The sequence below is a fragment of the Pseudomonas sp. GWSMS-1 genome, from assembly GCF_049847425.1.
Lineage (GTDB): Bacteria > Pseudomonadota > Gammaproteobacteria > Pseudomonadales > Pseudomonadaceae > Aquipseudomonas.
On sequence record NZ_JBMHHV010000005.1, the window covers coordinates 907,987 to 922,807 of the forward strand.

General features: G+C 59.7%; 10 protein-coding genes, 3 tRNA genes and 1 pseudogene. 11 read left to right on the forward strand and 3 right to left on the reverse strand.

From position 1 onward, the window contains the following. Positions 1-64 precede the first annotated feature (64 nt). The 5 genes from ACEPAJ_RS07735 to ACEPAJ_RS07755 all read left to right on the forward strand — a co-directional run bounded on the left by ACEPAJ_RS07735 (position 65) and on the right by ACEPAJ_RS07755 (position 3,129). Positions 65-985, forward strand: a complete 921-nt coding sequence (locus ACEPAJ_RS07735; protein ID WP_322947754.1) for a LysR family transcriptional regulator — start codon at positions 65-67, stop codon at positions 983-985. Between the two features lie 36 nt (positions 986-1,021). After that, positions 1,022-2,503, forward strand: a complete 1,482-nt coding sequence (gltX, locus tag ACEPAJ_RS07740) for a glutamate--tRNA ligase (RefSeq protein ID WP_425914388.1) — start codon at positions 1,022-1,024, stop codon at positions 2,501-2,503. A gap of 145 nt (positions 2,504-2,648) precedes the next feature. Beyond that, a tRNA-Ala gene (locus ACEPAJ_RS07745) sits at positions 2,649-2,724 on the forward strand. Positions 2,725-2,787: 63 nt separating this feature from the next. Then, positions 2,788-2,863: transfer RNA gene (locus ACEPAJ_RS07750), tRNA-Glu, on the forward strand. 190 nt (positions 2,864-3,053) lie between these two features. Beyond that, positions 3,054-3,129: transfer RNA gene (locus ACEPAJ_RS07755), tRNA-Glu, on the forward strand. A gap of 198 nt (positions 3,130-3,327) precedes the next feature. On the opposite strand, the gene ACEPAJ_RS07760 is transcribed toward ACEPAJ_RS07755, so the two are convergent. Further along, complete coding sequence (locus ACEPAJ_RS07760) at positions 3,328-5,082, reverse strand: sensor domain-containing diguanylate cyclase (protein WP_425914389.1); 1,755 nt, start codon at positions 5,080-5,082, stop codon at positions 3,328-3,330. Positions 5,083-5,285: 203 nt separating this feature from the next. Between ACEPAJ_RS07760 and ACEPAJ_RS07765 the strand changes: the two genes are divergently transcribed. The 5 genes from ACEPAJ_RS07765 (at position 5,286) to ACEPAJ_RS07785 (ending at position 10,058) form a co-directional block, all read left to right on the forward strand. Further along, positions 5,286-5,966: a 6-phosphogluconolactonase gene (locus tag ACEPAJ_RS07765; RefSeq protein WP_425914390.1), complete on the forward strand. Its 681-nt coding sequence runs from the start codon at positions 5,286-5,288 to the stop codon at positions 5,964-5,966. 48 nt (positions 5,967-6,014) lie between these two features. Continuing rightward, positions 6,015-7,823 carry a phosphogluconate dehydratase gene (edd, locus tag ACEPAJ_RS07770; protein ID WP_425917968.1) on the forward strand — a complete coding sequence of 603 codons (1,809 nt, stop codon included), beginning with the start codon at positions 6,015-6,017 and terminating at the stop codon, positions 7,821-7,823. A gap of 22 nt (positions 7,824-7,845) precedes the next feature. Beyond that, positions 7,846-8,496, forward strand: a complete 651-nt coding sequence (locus tag ACEPAJ_RS07775; protein WP_322947746.1) for a bifunctional 4-hydroxy-2-oxoglutarate aldolase/2-dehydro-3-deoxy-phosphogluconate aldolase — start codon at positions 7,846-7,848, stop codon at positions 8,494-8,496. Continuing rightward, complete coding sequence (locus ACEPAJ_RS07780) at positions 8,493-8,942, forward strand: acyl-CoA thioesterase (protein WP_274087897.1); 450 nt, start codon at positions 8,493-8,495, stop codon at positions 8,940-8,942. The genes ACEPAJ_RS07775 and ACEPAJ_RS07780 overlap by 4 nt, the downstream gene beginning before the upstream one ends. A gap of 138 nt (positions 8,943-9,080) precedes the next feature. Then, complete coding sequence (locus tag ACEPAJ_RS07785) at positions 9,081-10,058, forward strand: tRNA dihydrouridine synthase (protein WP_425914391.1); 978 nt, start codon at positions 9,081-9,083, stop codon at positions 10,056-10,058. Between the two features lie 46 nt (positions 10,059-10,104). Here the strand turns inward: ACEPAJ_RS07785 and ACEPAJ_RS07790 are convergent, their stop codons facing one another. Further along, the gene (locus ACEPAJ_RS07790) at positions 10,105-10,851 is read right to left on the reverse strand and encodes an SDR family oxidoreductase (RefSeq protein ID WP_425914392.1); all 747 of its coding nucleotides are present in this window, start codon (positions 10,849-10,851) and stop codon (positions 10,105-10,107) included. Between the two features lie 130 nt (positions 10,852-10,981). On the opposite strand from ACEPAJ_RS07790, the gene ACEPAJ_RS07795 reads away from it, so the two are divergent. Further along, the gene (locus tag ACEPAJ_RS07795; protein WP_425914393.1) at positions 10,982-11,428 is read left to right on the forward strand and encodes an Hsp20 family protein; all 447 of its coding nucleotides are present in this window, start codon (positions 10,982-10,984) and stop codon (positions 11,426-11,428) included. Between the two features lie 48 nt (positions 11,429-11,476). On the opposite strand, the pseudogene ACEPAJ_RS07800 reads toward ACEPAJ_RS07795, so the two are convergent. Further along, a pseudogene (locus ACEPAJ_RS07800) lies at positions 11,477-14,774 on the reverse strand (sensor domain-containing protein). Positions 14,775-14,821 lie beyond the last annotated feature (47 nt).

Genomic DNA, 14,821 nt, shown 5'->3' on the forward strand with positions numbered 1-14,821 from the left:
CAGTGTTCCTTTCACGCCTGTAGTCGTTAGACTTCATAAACTTTGTTGCTTATAGGGAACAATCATGGGGTTGGATGATGCGCTGATCTTCACGCGGGTGGTCGAGTGTCACAGTTTCACCCTGGCAGCGCAGGGCCTGGGTATGCAGAAGTCGACCGTCAGTCGGCGTATCGCTTTGCTCGAAGAGCGCCTTGGGGTGCGTTTGATCAATCGCACCACGCGCAAATTACGCCTGACCGAGGTGGGGCAGGCCTATTACGAGCGGTGTCGGCAGATCATGCTCGACTTTGCCGAAGCCGAGCAGGCGGTGATGCAACTGCAGCAGGAGCCTTCCGGCTTGCTGCGCATTACCGCGCCGATTGAGTTTGGCCAGTTATTTCTTGGGCGCGTGCTGGGCGATTTCATGCGCCTGTATCCACAGATCAATGCTGAAGTGGAGCTGACGTCGCGGCATGTTGATCCGGTTGAGGAGGGCGTGGATATCGCCATTCTGGTCGGTCAGCCGCAGGACTCCACGCTGATCGCGCGCAAACTCTTTGAGACCCGCCGCCGTCTACATGCCAGTCCCGACTACCTGGCCTTGCACGGTACGCCACGGGCGACGGGAGAGTTGCTGGGGCATCGGGCGATTGTGCTGCCCAATGACTCGCCGCGTTATTGGCCGCTGCTGGGTGAAAGCATTGCCTGTCAGCGCGCATTGGCGTGCAACAACATCACCTTTGCCCGTGAAGCGGCGCTGGCGGGTGCGGGGATTGCCGGTCTACCAGTGATGATCACCGCGTTGGCGGTGGCAGAAGGTCGCTTGATTGAGCTGTTGCCAGAAGCCTGCCTGCCTGTCGGTGAGTTGTATGCGGTCTATCCTTCACGGCGCTTCCAGGCCATGAAGGTGAAAACCTTTCTGGATTTCCTAATGGCCAGTTTGCCGCTATCGGATGGCCGGTTGCTGGAGCCGGCGGCGGCCAGCCTGTTAATATCGCGCCCTTGAAACGATTGCCCGTTGCACATTCCTCTGAGAGCTGCCATGACCACCGTTCGTACCCGTATCGCGCCTTCGCCCACTGGTGATCCGCACGTAGGCACCGCCTATATCGCCCTGTTCAACCTGTGCTTTGCCCGTCAGCACGGTGGCGAATTTATCCTGCGCATCGAAGACACCGACCAGGTGCGTTCGACCCGTGAGTCGGAACAGCAGATTTACGACGCCCTGCGCTGGTTGGGTATCGAGTGGAGTGAAGGCCCGGATGTTGGCGGCCCGCACGGTCCGTATCGGCAGAGTGAGCGCGGTCACATCTACCAGAAGTACAGCGCCGAGCTGGTGGAAAAAGGCCATGCTTTCCACTGTTTCTGCAGTGCCGAACGTCTGGATAAAGTGCGCGCCGAGCAGATGGAAGCCAAGCAGACGCCGCGTTATGACGGCCATTGCATGAGTCTGTCGGCCGCTGAGGTGCAGCAGCGCCTGGCAGCCAATGAGCCGAACGTAGTGCGCATGAAGGTGCCGACTAACGGCGTGTGCGTGGTGCCGGACATGCTGCGTGGTGAAGTGGAGATCCCATGGGACCGCATGGACATGCAGGTGCTGATGAAGACCGATGGCCTGCCGACCTACTTCCTGGCCAACGTGGTCGATGACCACCTGATGGGCATCACCCACGTACTGCGTGGTGAAGAGTGGCTGCCATCGGCGCCCAAGCTGATTCTGCTGTACGAATACTTCGGTTGGGACAAGCCGCAGCTATGCTACATGCCGCTGCTGCGTAATCCGGACAAGAGCAAGCTGTCCAAGCGCAAGAACCCGACCTCGATCACCTTCTACGAGCGCATGGGCTACCTGCCGCAGGCGATGCTCAACTACCTCGGCCGCATGGGCTGGTCGATGCCCGATGAGCGCGAGAAGTTCAGCCTTGACGAGATGGTCGAGCACTTCGATATCAACCGGGTTTCCTTGGGTGGGCCAATCTTCGATCTGGAGAAGTTGTCCTGGCTCAATGGTCAGTGGATGCGCGAGCTGAGCGTTGAAGAGTTTGCCGCCGGTGCGCAGAAGTGGGCCTTCAACAGCGATTACCTGATGCAGATTGCGCCGCACGTGCAGGGCCGAGTGGAAACTTTCAGCCAGATTGCACCGCTGGCCAGTTTCTTCTTCGCCGGTGGCGTGGCGCCGGATGCCGCACTGTTCGCGCACAAAAAGCTCTCGGCCGATCAGGTGCGTCAGGTGATGCAGTTGATCCTGTGGAAGCTTGAAGCGCTGCGCCAGTGGGAGAAGGACACGATTACCGGCTGCATTCAGGCGGTGGTTGAACACCTGGAGTTGAAGTTGCGTGACGCCATGCCATTGATGTTCGCTGCAATAACAGGGCAGGCCAGCTCGGTGTCGGTGCTCGACGCCATGGAAATCCTAGGCCCGGATCTGACCCGCTTCCGTCTGCGTCAGGCCATTGAGCTGCTCGGTGGTGTGTCGAAGAAAGAAAACAAAGAGTGGGAAAAGCTGCTGGCTAGCATCGCCTGATTGCTGTGTACCGCCGGTCGGTTTTGCATAAGCCGGCCGGGATTGGGTAAGTGGTTGTTCTGTCAGCATAAAAAATAGGCTTGTTGGTAAAAATAATGTTGACAGAGGCGGGGTGCGCTCTTAACATGCGCCCCGTCCTTGAGATGGGGCTATAGCTCAGCTGGGAGAGCGCTTGCATGGCATGCAAGAGGTCAACGGTTCGATCCCGTTTAGCTCCACCATCTTCAAAGCCGAAAGGCTTGCCACAATCAGCTCTTGTAGCTGGTTGTTTGTAGAAGGGTTACGTCCCCTTCGTCTAGTGGCCTAGGACACCGCCCTTTCACGGCGGTAACAGGGGTTCGAGTCCCCTAGGGGACGCCAGTTTCAAAAAGCAGTGCTGGTTTGGGCTGTGAGCCGAGAGGCGATAAATCTGGGGTATAGCTCAGCTGGGAGAGCGCTTGCATGGCATGCAAGAGGTCAACGGTTCGATCCCGTTTATCTCCACCAATTTAAAGCAGTAACTACACTGCCACGGGCCAGCTTAAAGCTGGCCTTGTTTTTCGAAGGTTTCGTCCCCTTCGTCTAGTGGCCTAGGACACCGCCCTTTCACGGCGGTAACAGGGGTTCGAGTCCCCTAGGGGACGCCATTTTTGCCCGCTCTGCGGGACTTTGAAGGGTCATTCTTAACTGAATGGCCCTTTTGTTTTTCTAGGGCCTGATAAATCTGCGCGGCGAGAGATTGAGTGTGTGCCGCGCGGGCTTAACTCCTTATGCCGCTCGATTGTGTTTGTGGCTTTATCAGTGGGCCTGTCGTTAGCGGCGCTGAAGCGTGAGCGCTTTCAGTTTCAGGCGCCATCCAGCGCATTGCTTTCCTGGCCGATTACTTGGTTGCGACCGGCGGCTTTTGCCCGGTAAAGCGCTTGGTCGGCGTGCTGCAGCAGGTGTTCGCGACTGCACGTGGCATCCGGAATCAGCGCGTAGACGCCAATACTCAGGCTAAGGCTAATACTCAGTCCTTGTTGCTGGCACGGATGAGTATCCAAGTCCTCGCGCAACTGCTCAGCCAGATCCATCGCCCCGAACAGATCTGTATCACCGAGCACCACTGCAAACTCTTCGCCGCCGAAGCGAACTAGCAGGTCGTTGCCGCGCATGCGCTGCTGCATACGCTGGGCAGCGTGCTGTAGACAGGCGTCACCAATCAGGTGGCCGTAACGGTCGTTGACCTGTTTGAAGTGATCCAAGTCCATCATCAAGATGGCGATCGACTGCCGGCTGCGTTTGGCCTGCGCGAGCATGCGTTCCAGTTCTTCGTTGAGTACCTGGCGATTGAACAGCCCGGTGAGATTGTCGCGACGGCTGAGTTCTGCCAGCTGCTGGTTGGCCGTAGAGAGCTCTTTTAGGACCTGCTCCAGCGAGGCCGTGCGCTCCTGTACGCGGGCTTCGAGGCCTTCATTGATCTGTCGTTGCAAGTTCAGGCTTTTGGCTTGCTCCATGCGCAGCTGATGCTCTTTGGCAAACAGGCGTACCTGGGCCAGTTGGTAATCGTTCTGGGCTTGGCGAATACGTGAGCCGAGGGCGATCGAGAAAATCACCAGCTCCAGCAGGCTGCCGATCTGCTGGGCGTGCAGGGTTAGCAGTGAGTTGGCAATCACCCCCGTGCCGCTAAGCACGCTAAACAGGCTGGCTATAACCAGTGCTGACCAGCCGAGGGCAAATAATTTGGCCTGTGAATAACCCGCGCGCCAGCGCAGTGCGGTGATGATGCAGCCGGCAATCGCGCAGACGATCAGCAGTGCAAAGCTACCGAACAGTGCCACTCGGTAAGGTGCGGTCAGGGCCAGCGCCATTACCAGTAGGCTGCAGCCCTGCAGGGTGCGACTGACCCAGGTGTAGGCTGGGTGCTGGCTCTTGAGATCGAGAATACCGTAGGTGAAATAAATGCCGAACAGGGTTGCCAGGGCCGAGCTGAGGGGAAAGCTCAGCTGCTGCCAGGCCAGTGAATTCGGCCACAGCCACTGAAAGGCAAACCCCAGCTGAATAAACTGATAGACGCTGAAGCTGGCGACAAACAGGCTGTACCAGAGGTAGTTGCGATCACGGGTGATGCTAAAGATCGACAGGTTATAGATCAGCATCACCAGCAGGGCGCCAAAAAATAGCCCTTGCAGCATGAGCATGCGTTGTTCGTGATGGTTGAAGGCTTGAGCGCTCATTAGGCTAGCGCTGAGATTGGCCGCGCCTTCAGTCTGCATGCGCAGTATGAGCTCGCGCTCTTCCCCGGCCGCCAGGCTGAATGGCAACACCAGTTGGCGGTTATCGATCCAGCGCTGGTGAAAGGGCCGTTGATCACCGGCTTTATAAACGCGGTCGCCGTCTAGCCCGTAAGCATCCAGCCGATCAAGCAGCGGATTGCCGATCAGGAGGACCCAGTTGATCGCCTCATTGTTAGGGTTTTGCAGGCTGACGCGCAGCCAGTAGGCGTATTGGCTATAGCCGAAGCTGGCATCGCGGCGCGCCACAGGTTGCCAGGCAGAGGCTGGGAGTTGGCGAACGCTGTTTATGTCTGCCATGCCCTCAGGGTCTACCCAGACTTGCATGCTGGGGCCGGGCAGTAGTGGCGAGTTGCTGGCTGTCAGAGGCAGGCTTGTGGCCTGAGCCAATGTCGGCAGCAGCAACATTAAAAGGACGCGCAGCAACACATTCAAAACAGATTTCTCATGGCAAGAGCGTTGGCTACTACTGCAAAAGGTGCATTATTGCGTGGGCTTATGACAGGTCGATAGCTTAGATGAGGTTACTTATGGGCTGTAATTTGTTGCATTGCTATGCCGAGCGCAATGTTTGTTTGCAAGCGCTGGCCTTCGATCTGTCGACACAAGTTCAGGCCACCTTGGCGACGCAGTCGCGTGCTGGGTTGGTGCTGCCCGGCGGTAGCAGCCCGCAGGCGTTGCTGCCGTTGCTGGCGCAGCAGCTTGATGGAAGACGTATCGACCTCAGTCCCAGTGATGAGCGCTGGGTGCCGGCGCAGGCGGCCGAGAGCAATTGGAAGTTGTTGCAGCTGGGGTTGCCTGAGGCCCACTGCCTTGACCCGCGCCAGGGTGCCACGCTGGCGCAGGCCGCGTTAGCGTGGGGCGAGCAGTTGAAGCAGTGGCAGCCGTTTAGCGCGGTGCTGCTGGGTATGGGCGAGGACGGTCATATCGCTTCGTTGTTTCCCAGCATGCCGGGGCTGGCGGCGGCACTCGACCCGGCTGCTGAGCCGGCGGCGGTGCCAGCGCAGGCGCCACAAGCGCCCAGTGAGCGCTTATCGCTGAACCTGGCCATGCTGCAGCGTGGGCAATGGTTGGGTTTGCTGGCGTTTGGCGAGCGTAAGCGCGAATTAATCGACGCCGTGTTGGCGGGTGAGCCTGCGGCTCAGGATCTGCCTCTATATGCCTGGCTGCAGTGCAGCCCCATGCCGGTAAACATCTACTGGGCACCTTGAGCCGTTACACTGCAGGCTTGTACCTCGCAGATAAAGGGAGCCGTCATGTTGCATCCGGTTGTTGAGCAGGTTACCGCCGCCTTGGAGCTGCGCTCGGCGAAACGCCGCCAGCGCTATTTGCAGCGCCTGGCGCAGGCGGCGGGGCGCAGTGCGCATCAGGCGTTGGGTTGCTCTAATTTGGCCCATGCCCTGGCTGCGCAACCTTATGACGCCAAGCTGATCATGAAGCAGGGTGGTTCGCCGCATGTGGCGATCATTTCCAGTTACAACGACCTGCTCTCGGCCCATGCGCCGCTCAAAGATTATCCCGAGCGCCTAAAGGTGGCGCTGGCCAGAGCTGGTGCGACTTCGCAATTTGCAGCTGGTGTACCGGCCATGTGTGATGGCATCACCCAGGGCGAGGGCGGCATGCAGCTGTCGCTGTTTTCTCGCGACCTGATTGCCCAGGCTACTGCCATAGGCCTGACCCATGGCATCTTCGACGGCGCGTTGTACCTCGGGGTGTGTGACAAGATCGTCCCCGGACTGCTGATCGGCGCGCTGCATTTTGGTCATCTGCCGGCTGTGTTCGTCCCCGCTGGGCCTATGCATTCTGGCCTGCCAAATAAAGAAAAAGCCGCCGTACGCCAGCGCTTCGCCCGCGGTGAAGCCAGCCGTGATGAGCTTCTGACTGCTGAGCTGGCGGCCTACCACCAGGCGGGGACCTGTACTTTTTATGGCACGGCCAATACCAACCAGTTACTGATGGAAGCCATGGGGCTGCATGTGCCAGGCAGCGCCTTTGTTCACCCTTACACGCCATTGCGCGATGCTCTGACCGATGAGGCTGCACGCTTGGTGGCGCACAACAGCCGCCAGGGCGAGCGCTACCTGCCGGTCGGCCAGCAGATTGATGCGCGGGCGCTGATCAATGCTGTGGTGGCTTTGCTCGCCAGCGGCGGCTCGACCAATCACACCTTGCACCTACCGGCCATCGCTCGCGCGGCCGGTTATGAGCTGAGCTGGGATGACTTTGCCGCGCTGTCCAAGGTCGTGCCGCTGTTGGCGCGGGTGTATCCCAATGGCGCGGCGGACGTGAATCAGTTCCAGGCCGCTGGCGGCCCTGCCTGGTTGCTGCGTGAGTTACTCGACACAGGCTTGCTGCATGACGATGTGGCGACTGCCGCCGGGCATGGCTTGCGCGCTTATACCCGCGAAGCGTGGCTGGACGGCGAGCACCTGGCTTGGCGCGAGCTGCCGCCGCAGAGCCCGGCGCGCGACATTGTCCGTACAGCGGCTGAGCCGTTTGCCGAGGAGGGTGGGCTGGTGCTGCTGAGGGGCAACCTGGGGCGCGCCATCCTGAAAACCTCGGCGGTGGATCCGGCCTATTGGCAGATTCGCGCTCAGGCACGCATTTTTGATTCGGAAGCGGCGGTGCAGGCGGCTTACAGTGCGGGTGAGCTGCAAGGTGACCTGGTGCTGGTGGTGCGCTTCCAAGGCCCACAAGCCAATGGCATGCCCGAGCTGCATAAACTGATGCCCTTGCTGGCCAATATGCAGCAGGCTGGACAACGTGTCGCGCTGGTCACCGACGGGCGAATGTCCGGGGCTTCCGGGCAGGTTTCCACGGCCTTACACGTGACCCCGGAAGCCGCCGCGGGCGGCGCTCTGGCGCGGTTGCAGGATGGCGACTGGCTGGTGCTGGATGCGCAGCACGGCCTGCTCCAGGTAGAGCTGAGTGAGCAGCAACTCGCTGCACGGCCCTTGGCGGCAAGCAGTGACGAAATGGAGTTGGGCTTTGGCCTGGAAATGTTTGGCGCCCAGCGCCGCCTGGTCGGTTCAGCTGAGCAGGGTGCCAGCAGCCTATTTGAAGATTGAGTTTGAGAGCGGGGAGCAAAGCATGAACCTGACGATGGATGCGGTGCTGCAACAGGCCCGCCCGGTTTTGCCGGTGTTGGTGATCGAAGACGTCAGCTTGGCGGTGGACTTGGCCCGTGCGCTGCACGCCGGTGGTATTCGCGTGCTGGAAGTGACGCTGCGCACGCCGCGCGCGCTGGATGCGCTGGCTGCCATGCGCAAGGAGCTGCCGGATCTATTGATTGGCGCCGGCACGGTGATTCATGCCGAGCAGTTTAATGAGGCCCGCGAAGCCGGTGCGCAGTTCGCCGTCAGCCCGGGGTGCACGGAGCGTCTAGCGGCCGCCGCTGAGGACTCCGGTTTGCCGTATTTACCCGGCGTAATGACCCCCTCCGAAGTGCTGCTGGCGCTGGAGTACGGTTATCGCTCGCTAAAGCTATTCCCGGCCGACGGCGCCACCAGCATCAAAATGCTCAAGAGCTTCAAGGGGCCGTTCACCGGTATTCGGTTTTGTCCAACCGGGGGGATTACCCTGGATAACTTATTGGGCTTTCTGCGTTTGCCTAATGTGGCTTGCGTCGGCGGTACTTGGATTGCGCCCAGTAACCTGGTGCGCGCCCGTGCCTGGGACCAAATCACCCAGTTGGCCGCTGAGGCTCGGGCGTTGGCGGGTAGCCTGGAGCAGTCGGCATGATGTGGGATTTGAGTAACCCGTTTGTGATTGATATCGAGGTCGCGGCAGACGATATCGACGGCCTTGGGCATGCCAACAATGCGGTGTATGTCAGTTGGCTGGAGCGCAGCGCCTGGCGGCATTCGCAGTTTCTTGGGCTGGATTTGGCCGAGTACCGCCGTTTGGATCGCGCCATGGCCGTGCTGCGCCATGAAATCGATTATTTGGCTAGCGCCTATGAGGGTCAGCAGCTGCAAATGGCTACCTGGATTGTCGAGTCCGATCAGCGCTTGAAGATGGATCGCTGTTTTCAGCTGATCCGCCCGGCAGATGGTGTGACGCTGTTGCGGGCGAAAACCACCTTTGTCTGCATCGAGCTGTCCAGTGGCAAGCCCAAGCGCATGCCCGCGGAGTTTGTTGAAGGCTACGGGGCGGCGTTACAGCCAGCGTTCCCCATGGAGCTTTGACGCGCCGTTGGGCTAAAGCCTGGCTGCTGATTCGTTGCGCCGCGTACACTACGCGGCGTTTTTTATGGCGGCCGCCTCTTCGGGTCGTTGCTGTGCCGCGTCAAACATGGCGCCCGATTTTCTTTGAGAGCTGAACGTATGCAAATCGCCCTGGCCCCGATGGAGGGGTTGGTCGACGAAATCCTTCGCGATGTGCTGACCCGGGTTGGCGGCATCGACTGGTGCGTGACCGAATTTATCCGGGTGACGGAGCGGGTATTGCCGGCTAGCACCTACCAGAAGCTGGCGCCCGAGTTGTTCAGTGGCGCGCAAACGGCCGCTGGCACGCCGCTGCGCGTGCAGTTCCTGGGCTCTGATCCCAGCTGTTTGGCCGATAACGCGGCTTATGCTTGCACCTTGGGTGCGCCGGTCATCGACCTCAACTTCGGCTGCCCGGCCAAGACGGTGAACAAGTCCCGTGGTGGTGCCGTGCTGCTCAAAGAGCCCGAGCTGCTGCATGCCATCGTCTGTGAAGTGCGGCGCGCAGTGCCGGCGGCCATTGCGGTGACGGCGAAAATGCGCCTGGGCTTCGACCACAAGGACGATGCCATGGAGTGCGCGCAAGCCCTGGCTGACGGCGGTGCTGCGCAGATCGTGGTACACGCGCGGACCAAGATCGAAGGCTACAAGCCACCGGCACACTGGGAGTGGGTCGCGCGGGTGCAGGAAGCGGTCAAGGTGCCGGTGTTCGCCAATGGTGATATCTGGAATCTGGACGATTGGCGGCGTTGCCGTGAGGTCAGTGGTGTCGAGGACATCATGCTCGGTCGTGGCCTGGTGGCGCGCCCGGACCTGGCCCGGCAGATTGCCGCCGCCAAGGCCGGGCAGGACGTTGTACCTATGAGTTGGGCGGAATTGCAGCCGCTGCTGGCGGATTTCTGGCTGCAGGCGCGGCGCAAAATTTCACCACGCTATGCGCCTGGGCGGCTTAAGCAATGGCTGGCGATGCTCACTCGCAGCTACCCCGAGGCGACTGAGCTGTTCAACCTGCTGCGCCGAGAAAACGATTGCCTGCGTATCGATGCCCTGCTCGGTATCCAGTTTGCTGAAGCGCAACGTCAGCAGGCGAGCGCCTGAGGGGGGAGCCCGGATTGCCTTCGGGCTACAAATTGTCACTTTTGGATTAGCGCCCGCCGCTGACATCCAGTAGTGCGCCGTTAGTGTAGGACGCCTGCTCGCTGGCCAGCCAAAGAATCGCCTCGGCCACTTCACTGGCCAGGCCGCCGCGCCCCATAGGCACACTCTGGCTGACGCGTGCGATCCGCTCCGGCTCACCACCGCTGGCGTGAATCTCAGTGGCAATTACTCCCGGCCGCACGGCGTTGACGCGAATGCCTTCAGCCGCCACTTCTTTGGCCAGGCCCAGGGTCATGCTGTCGATTGCCCCTTTGGCGGCCGCATAGTCGATGTATTCACCCGGCGCGCCGATCCGGGCGGCAACCGATGACAGGTTGACGATGGCACCGCCATTGCCGCCCTGGCGGGTCGACATGCGTTTGATCGCCTCGCGGCAGCAGAGAAAACTGCCAAATACATTGGTGGCGAAGACCCGTTGCCAGCGCGCCAGGTCCATCTGTTGCAACTGCATTTGGCCTTCCAGTATGCCGGCGTTGTTGACCAGTACGTCGAGGCGGCCGAAGTGCCGATCAACGTGGCTGAACAACTGCATGACCTGGTTTTCGTCGGCTACGTTGGCCTGCACCGCAATGGCTTGGCCGCCCGCCTGGATGATCTCGCTAACCAGCGACTCGGCCGCTGCCTGTTGCCGTTGATAGTTCAGGCACAACGCATAGCCTTGGGCGGCTGCCAGCCTGGCGGTAGCGGCACCAATGCCGCGGCTGGCACCGGTAATGAGCATGACCTTGGTCATCGTGTTGCCTCCCTGTAAGAAAATTTTACAGCGGCTTGAAATCATTCTGAGTAGCCACATTTTCAGTGCTGTGGGATGCCGAAGTCGGGTTCCACATTCACGACTTCGCTGAAGTTCAGGAGATTTAACGATGAGCACTGCATTTTCCATGACCCCACTGCTGCGTCAGTCCGTTGGCTTCGACCGGTTCAATGACTTGTTCGAGTCCGCCATGCGCAATGAGGCGGGTAGCAGCTATCCACCCTACAACGTTGAGAAATATGCCGACGACCAGTACCGCATTGTGGTCGCTGCGGCGGGCTTTGAGGAAGAAAACCTGGAGCTGCAAGTCGAGCGTGACGTGCTGACTGTGACCGGTGGCAAACGTGATAACAGTGCCGAGAACGTCACCTACCTGTATCAAGGCATTGCTCAGCGGGCGTTCAAGTTGTCCTTCCGCCTGGCTGACCATATCGAAGTGAAGGGCGCGAGCCTGGTTAATGGCCTGCTGAATATCGACCTGGTACGCATCGTGCCGGAAGAGGCTAAAGCCAAGCGCATCCCGATTGGCGCCAGCCGTCCGGTGCTTAACAGCTGACCATTAGGCTGCACGCGAGCAAGGGCACCTGCGGGTGCCCTTGCTGTATTAGCGGGGCGCGGGCAGTCGATTGTCGTGAAGTAATTGGTGAAACGACTGCAGTGGCACCGCTTTGCTGAACAGGTAACCCTGGTAGTGATGGCAGCCCTGTTGCTGGAGGAATTCCAGCTGATCATGCTGCTCAACCCCCTCGGCAATAATATCCAGCCCCAGGCTATGCGCCATGGCGACGATAGCGCGGATGATTTCCGCGTCGTTAGCATCGAGGGTGGCGTCGCGCACGAAGGATTGGTCGATCTTCAGGACATCCACCGGCAGGCGTTTGAGGTAGGTCAGCGAGCTGTAGCCGGTGCCGAAGTCATCCATGGCGAAGGTCACGCCAAGTCGCTTGAGGCGGTTCATCTTGGCGATGGTGTCGTCGATATTCTGGATGACGATTCCTTCGGTGATTTCCAGTTTAAGCATGTTGGGTGGCAGGTGGCTGCTGGCCAAGCAGCTGTCTACCCGTTCAACAAAATCAGCCTGGCGGAACTGCCTTGGGCTGATATTCACGCACAGGCTGAACTGCGCCGCGTCGATCATGCCCTGCTTGAGCAGTTGTGCGCAGGCGTGACAGGCTTCGGCGAGTACCCAGCCGCCGACTTCGAGGATTAACCCACTTTCTTCGAGAATCGGGATAAACAACGCCGGTGATTGCGCGCCCAGTGTCGGGTGCATCCAGCGCAGCAAGGCTTCGGCACCGATGATCTGGTTGGTGCGGGCATCCACCTGCGGTTGGAAGTGCAGTTCGAACTCGCCGCGAGCCAGGGCCAGGCGCAGGTCGTTTTCCAAGCGCAGGCGTTCGCTGGCGGCTTTCTGCATGGTGTTGCGGAACAGTTGGATGGTATTACGCCCCGAGTCCTTGGCGCGGTAGAGGGCGATGTCGGCGCGTTTGAGCAGGTCGGAGGGGTGTCGCCGTGGTCGGGAATCAGGGCGATGCCGATACTTGGCGTTACCTGCAGCTGGTGGCCGTCGAGCTGCATTGGCTCGGCCAGCAGGTGGCGCAGTTTTTCCGCCACGCTGCGGACTTGGTTGAGCACCGCTGAGCGCTTACCTTCCAGGCCGGAAATCAGCACGACAAATTCGTCACCACCCAGCCGTGCCACGGTGTCTTCCTGGCGCACGCTGGCCTCTAGGCGAGCGGTGACCAGCTTCAGTACGGCATCACCGACCGGATGGCCGAGTGAGTCATTGATGTGTTTGAAGTGATCGAGGTCGATAAACATCAACGCACCGCGCAATTCGTGGCGCTTGAGCAGGGCGATCTGCTGAGTCAGGCGGTCGAGCAGCAGGGCGCGGTTGGGTAGGTTGGTCAGCGAGTCATGGTAGGCCAGGTGCTGCACTTGAGCCTGGGCTTCTTTCAAATCACTGATGTCACGGGCGGTCAGCAACAGGCAGGGGGTTTGTTGAGCTGGATAGGTTCGACGGAGACCTCAACCTGCTTAATTCGACCGTCGCGATGATTGCCGCGCATTTGCATGTGGTGTACGTGGCCGTCGCGCTTAAGTATTTCCAGCATTAGGTCGCGCTCTGCCAGATCGGCCCAGACATTGAGGTCTTTGGCGCTAAGACCGATCACTTCTTCTGATTTATAGCCGGTTAGCCGGTAGAAGCCCTCGTTCACCTCGATATAGCGGCCGCTGTCGCGTTCGGTGATGGTGATGGCGTCTGGGCTGGAGTGGAATGCTAGGGCGAATTTTTCCTGGCTGGCCTGCAGCTCTGCCTGGGCTTTCTGCCGTTCGCTGATATCACGGAACGTGGTGAGCAGGCAGGTTTGCTTATTTAACAGCACCGGCCTTGAGGAAATCACACAGGTGATCGCGCGGCCCTGTTTGTCTAGGTAGTGCGCCAGTTCATTGTGCAAGCTCTGGTCACGCTCCAGTTTGCTGTACAGCTCGGCCCGCGTGCTGAGGTCGGCCCAGAAATTCAGGTCGACCATTCTGTGGCCTATTACTTCGTCGGGTTGCCAGCCGAAGGTCTGACTAAAGCTTGAGTTGATTTCCAGGGCAACGCCTTCCGGCATAGTCGTCAGGGCAATTGGATCTGGGCTGGCCTGAAACAGGCTGGAAAATTTGGCTTCTGAGGTAATCAGGCTCTGTTCGCGGCGGACACGCTCGCTGATATCGATAAGGATGCCCGCCATTCGCAATGGTTTGCCGTCAGCATCCCGGTAAAGCTTGGCGGTACTTTCGAGGTAATGAACCTCCTGGTTGGAATAAATCGCCTGGTAAGTCACTTGGTAATTATCAGCGCTGCCTTGCGCCAACTGCTGATAATGCACGCGCATGGCATGACGGTCCGACAGTGGTACACAGCTGAAAAATTTACGGAAATCGTCGTGGAACGGCTGCTCCGTTAAGCCGTGGAGTTTGGCTGCGCGGGGCGAGCCAAAGAGCATGTTGCTGGGTATATGCCAGTCCCAGGTGCCGAGGTCAGCCGAGTCGAGGGCCAGGTTCAGGCGCTCCTGGCTGTCGCGCAGTGCCTGTTCTTGTTCGCATTGCTGGGTGATGTCACGCAGCGATAGGACCAGGCAGGGTGCACCTTGCAACAGTATTTCACCGCCGAAGAGCAGGTTCTTGCGGATGCTGCCGTCGCGGTGATAAAGCGATACTTGCAGGCCGTTGAGGCTGTTATGGCTGATCGCATCCATCATCCGTCGACGATCCTCCAGGCACGCCCAGATGCCTATTTCCAGGGAGGTGCGGCCTATGGTTTGGTCACTACTCCAGCCAAACTGCTGCTCGAAGCCGGCGTTGACTTCGATAAAGCGACCGCTGGCCTTGTCGGTGATCACCACCGCGTCGGGGCTGTAGTTGAAGGCCTGGGCGAATTTTTCTTCGCTGCTACGCAGGGCCTGCTCACGGGCCTGCTGGTTGCTGATATCGCGGATGACCCCGATGACCCGATGTTTGCCGTCGGCGTCCTGCTGCAGGCTGCCGCTGATTTCCAGCCAGTGCAGGCTGCCATCTGGCCAGCGAATACGGTGGCGGAAGGCGCGGGTACTTGGGGTGCCGGCAAGCAGTTGCTCGAACAGGCGAATGATCTCCGGACGGTCTTCTTCCGGGATCAGCTCGATATAGTCGATGCGCTTTTGCAGCGGCTGTTTGGGGTCAAGGCCGAAAAGTGCCTGGGCACCGCGTGACCAACTGACCCGGCCGCTTTCAATGTCCCAGTACCAGGTGCCGAGTTTGGCACCATTGAGCGCACGCAACAGGCGCGGGGCATCGTTCCAGGTGCTTTCGAATTCGGCAGGATCCAGTGCCGGAATAAACGGCAGTGGCGGACGGCGATCACTGGATTTGGCCACGATCCACTCTTCCTTTACATGCACGGGTTTCGTGGCCGTTGGCTGAG

Bases quoted from the DNA above. Each gene is read 5' to 3' on its own strand.
- ACEPAJ_RS07735 (WP_322947754.1), top strand. From the start codon at position 65: ATGGGGTTGGATGATGCGCTGATCTTCACGCGGGTGGTCGAGTGTCAC.
- gltX (WP_425914388.1), top strand. From the start codon at position 1,022: ATGACCACCGTTCGTACCCGTATCGCGCCTTCGCCCACTGGTGATCCG.
- ACEPAJ_RS07760 (WP_425914389.1), bottom strand. From the start codon at position 5,082: ATGCAAGTCTGGGTAGACCCTGAGGGCATGGCAGACATAAACAGCGTT.
- ACEPAJ_RS07765 (WP_425914390.1), top strand. From the start codon at position 5,286: ATGGGCTGTAATTTGTTGCATTGCTATGCCGAGCGCAATGTTTGTTTG.
- ACEPAJ_RS07775 (WP_322947746.1), top strand. From the start codon at position 7,846: ATGAACCTGACGATGGATGCGGTGCTGCAACAGGCCCGCCCGGTTTTG.
- ACEPAJ_RS07780 (WP_274087897.1), top strand. From the start codon at position 8,493: ATGATGTGGGATTTGAGTAACCCGTTTGTGATTGATATCGAGGTCGCG.
- ACEPAJ_RS07785 (WP_425914391.1), top strand. From the start codon at position 9,081: ATGCAAATCGCCCTGGCCCCGATGGAGGGGTTGGTCGACGAAATCCTT.
- ACEPAJ_RS07790 (WP_425914392.1), bottom strand. From the start codon at position 10,851: ATGACCAAGGTCATGCTCATTACCGGTGCCAGCCGCGGCATTGGTGCC.
- ACEPAJ_RS07795 (WP_425914393.1), top strand. From the start codon at position 10,982: ATGAGCACTGCATTTTCCATGACCCCACTGCTGCGTCAGTCCGTTGGC.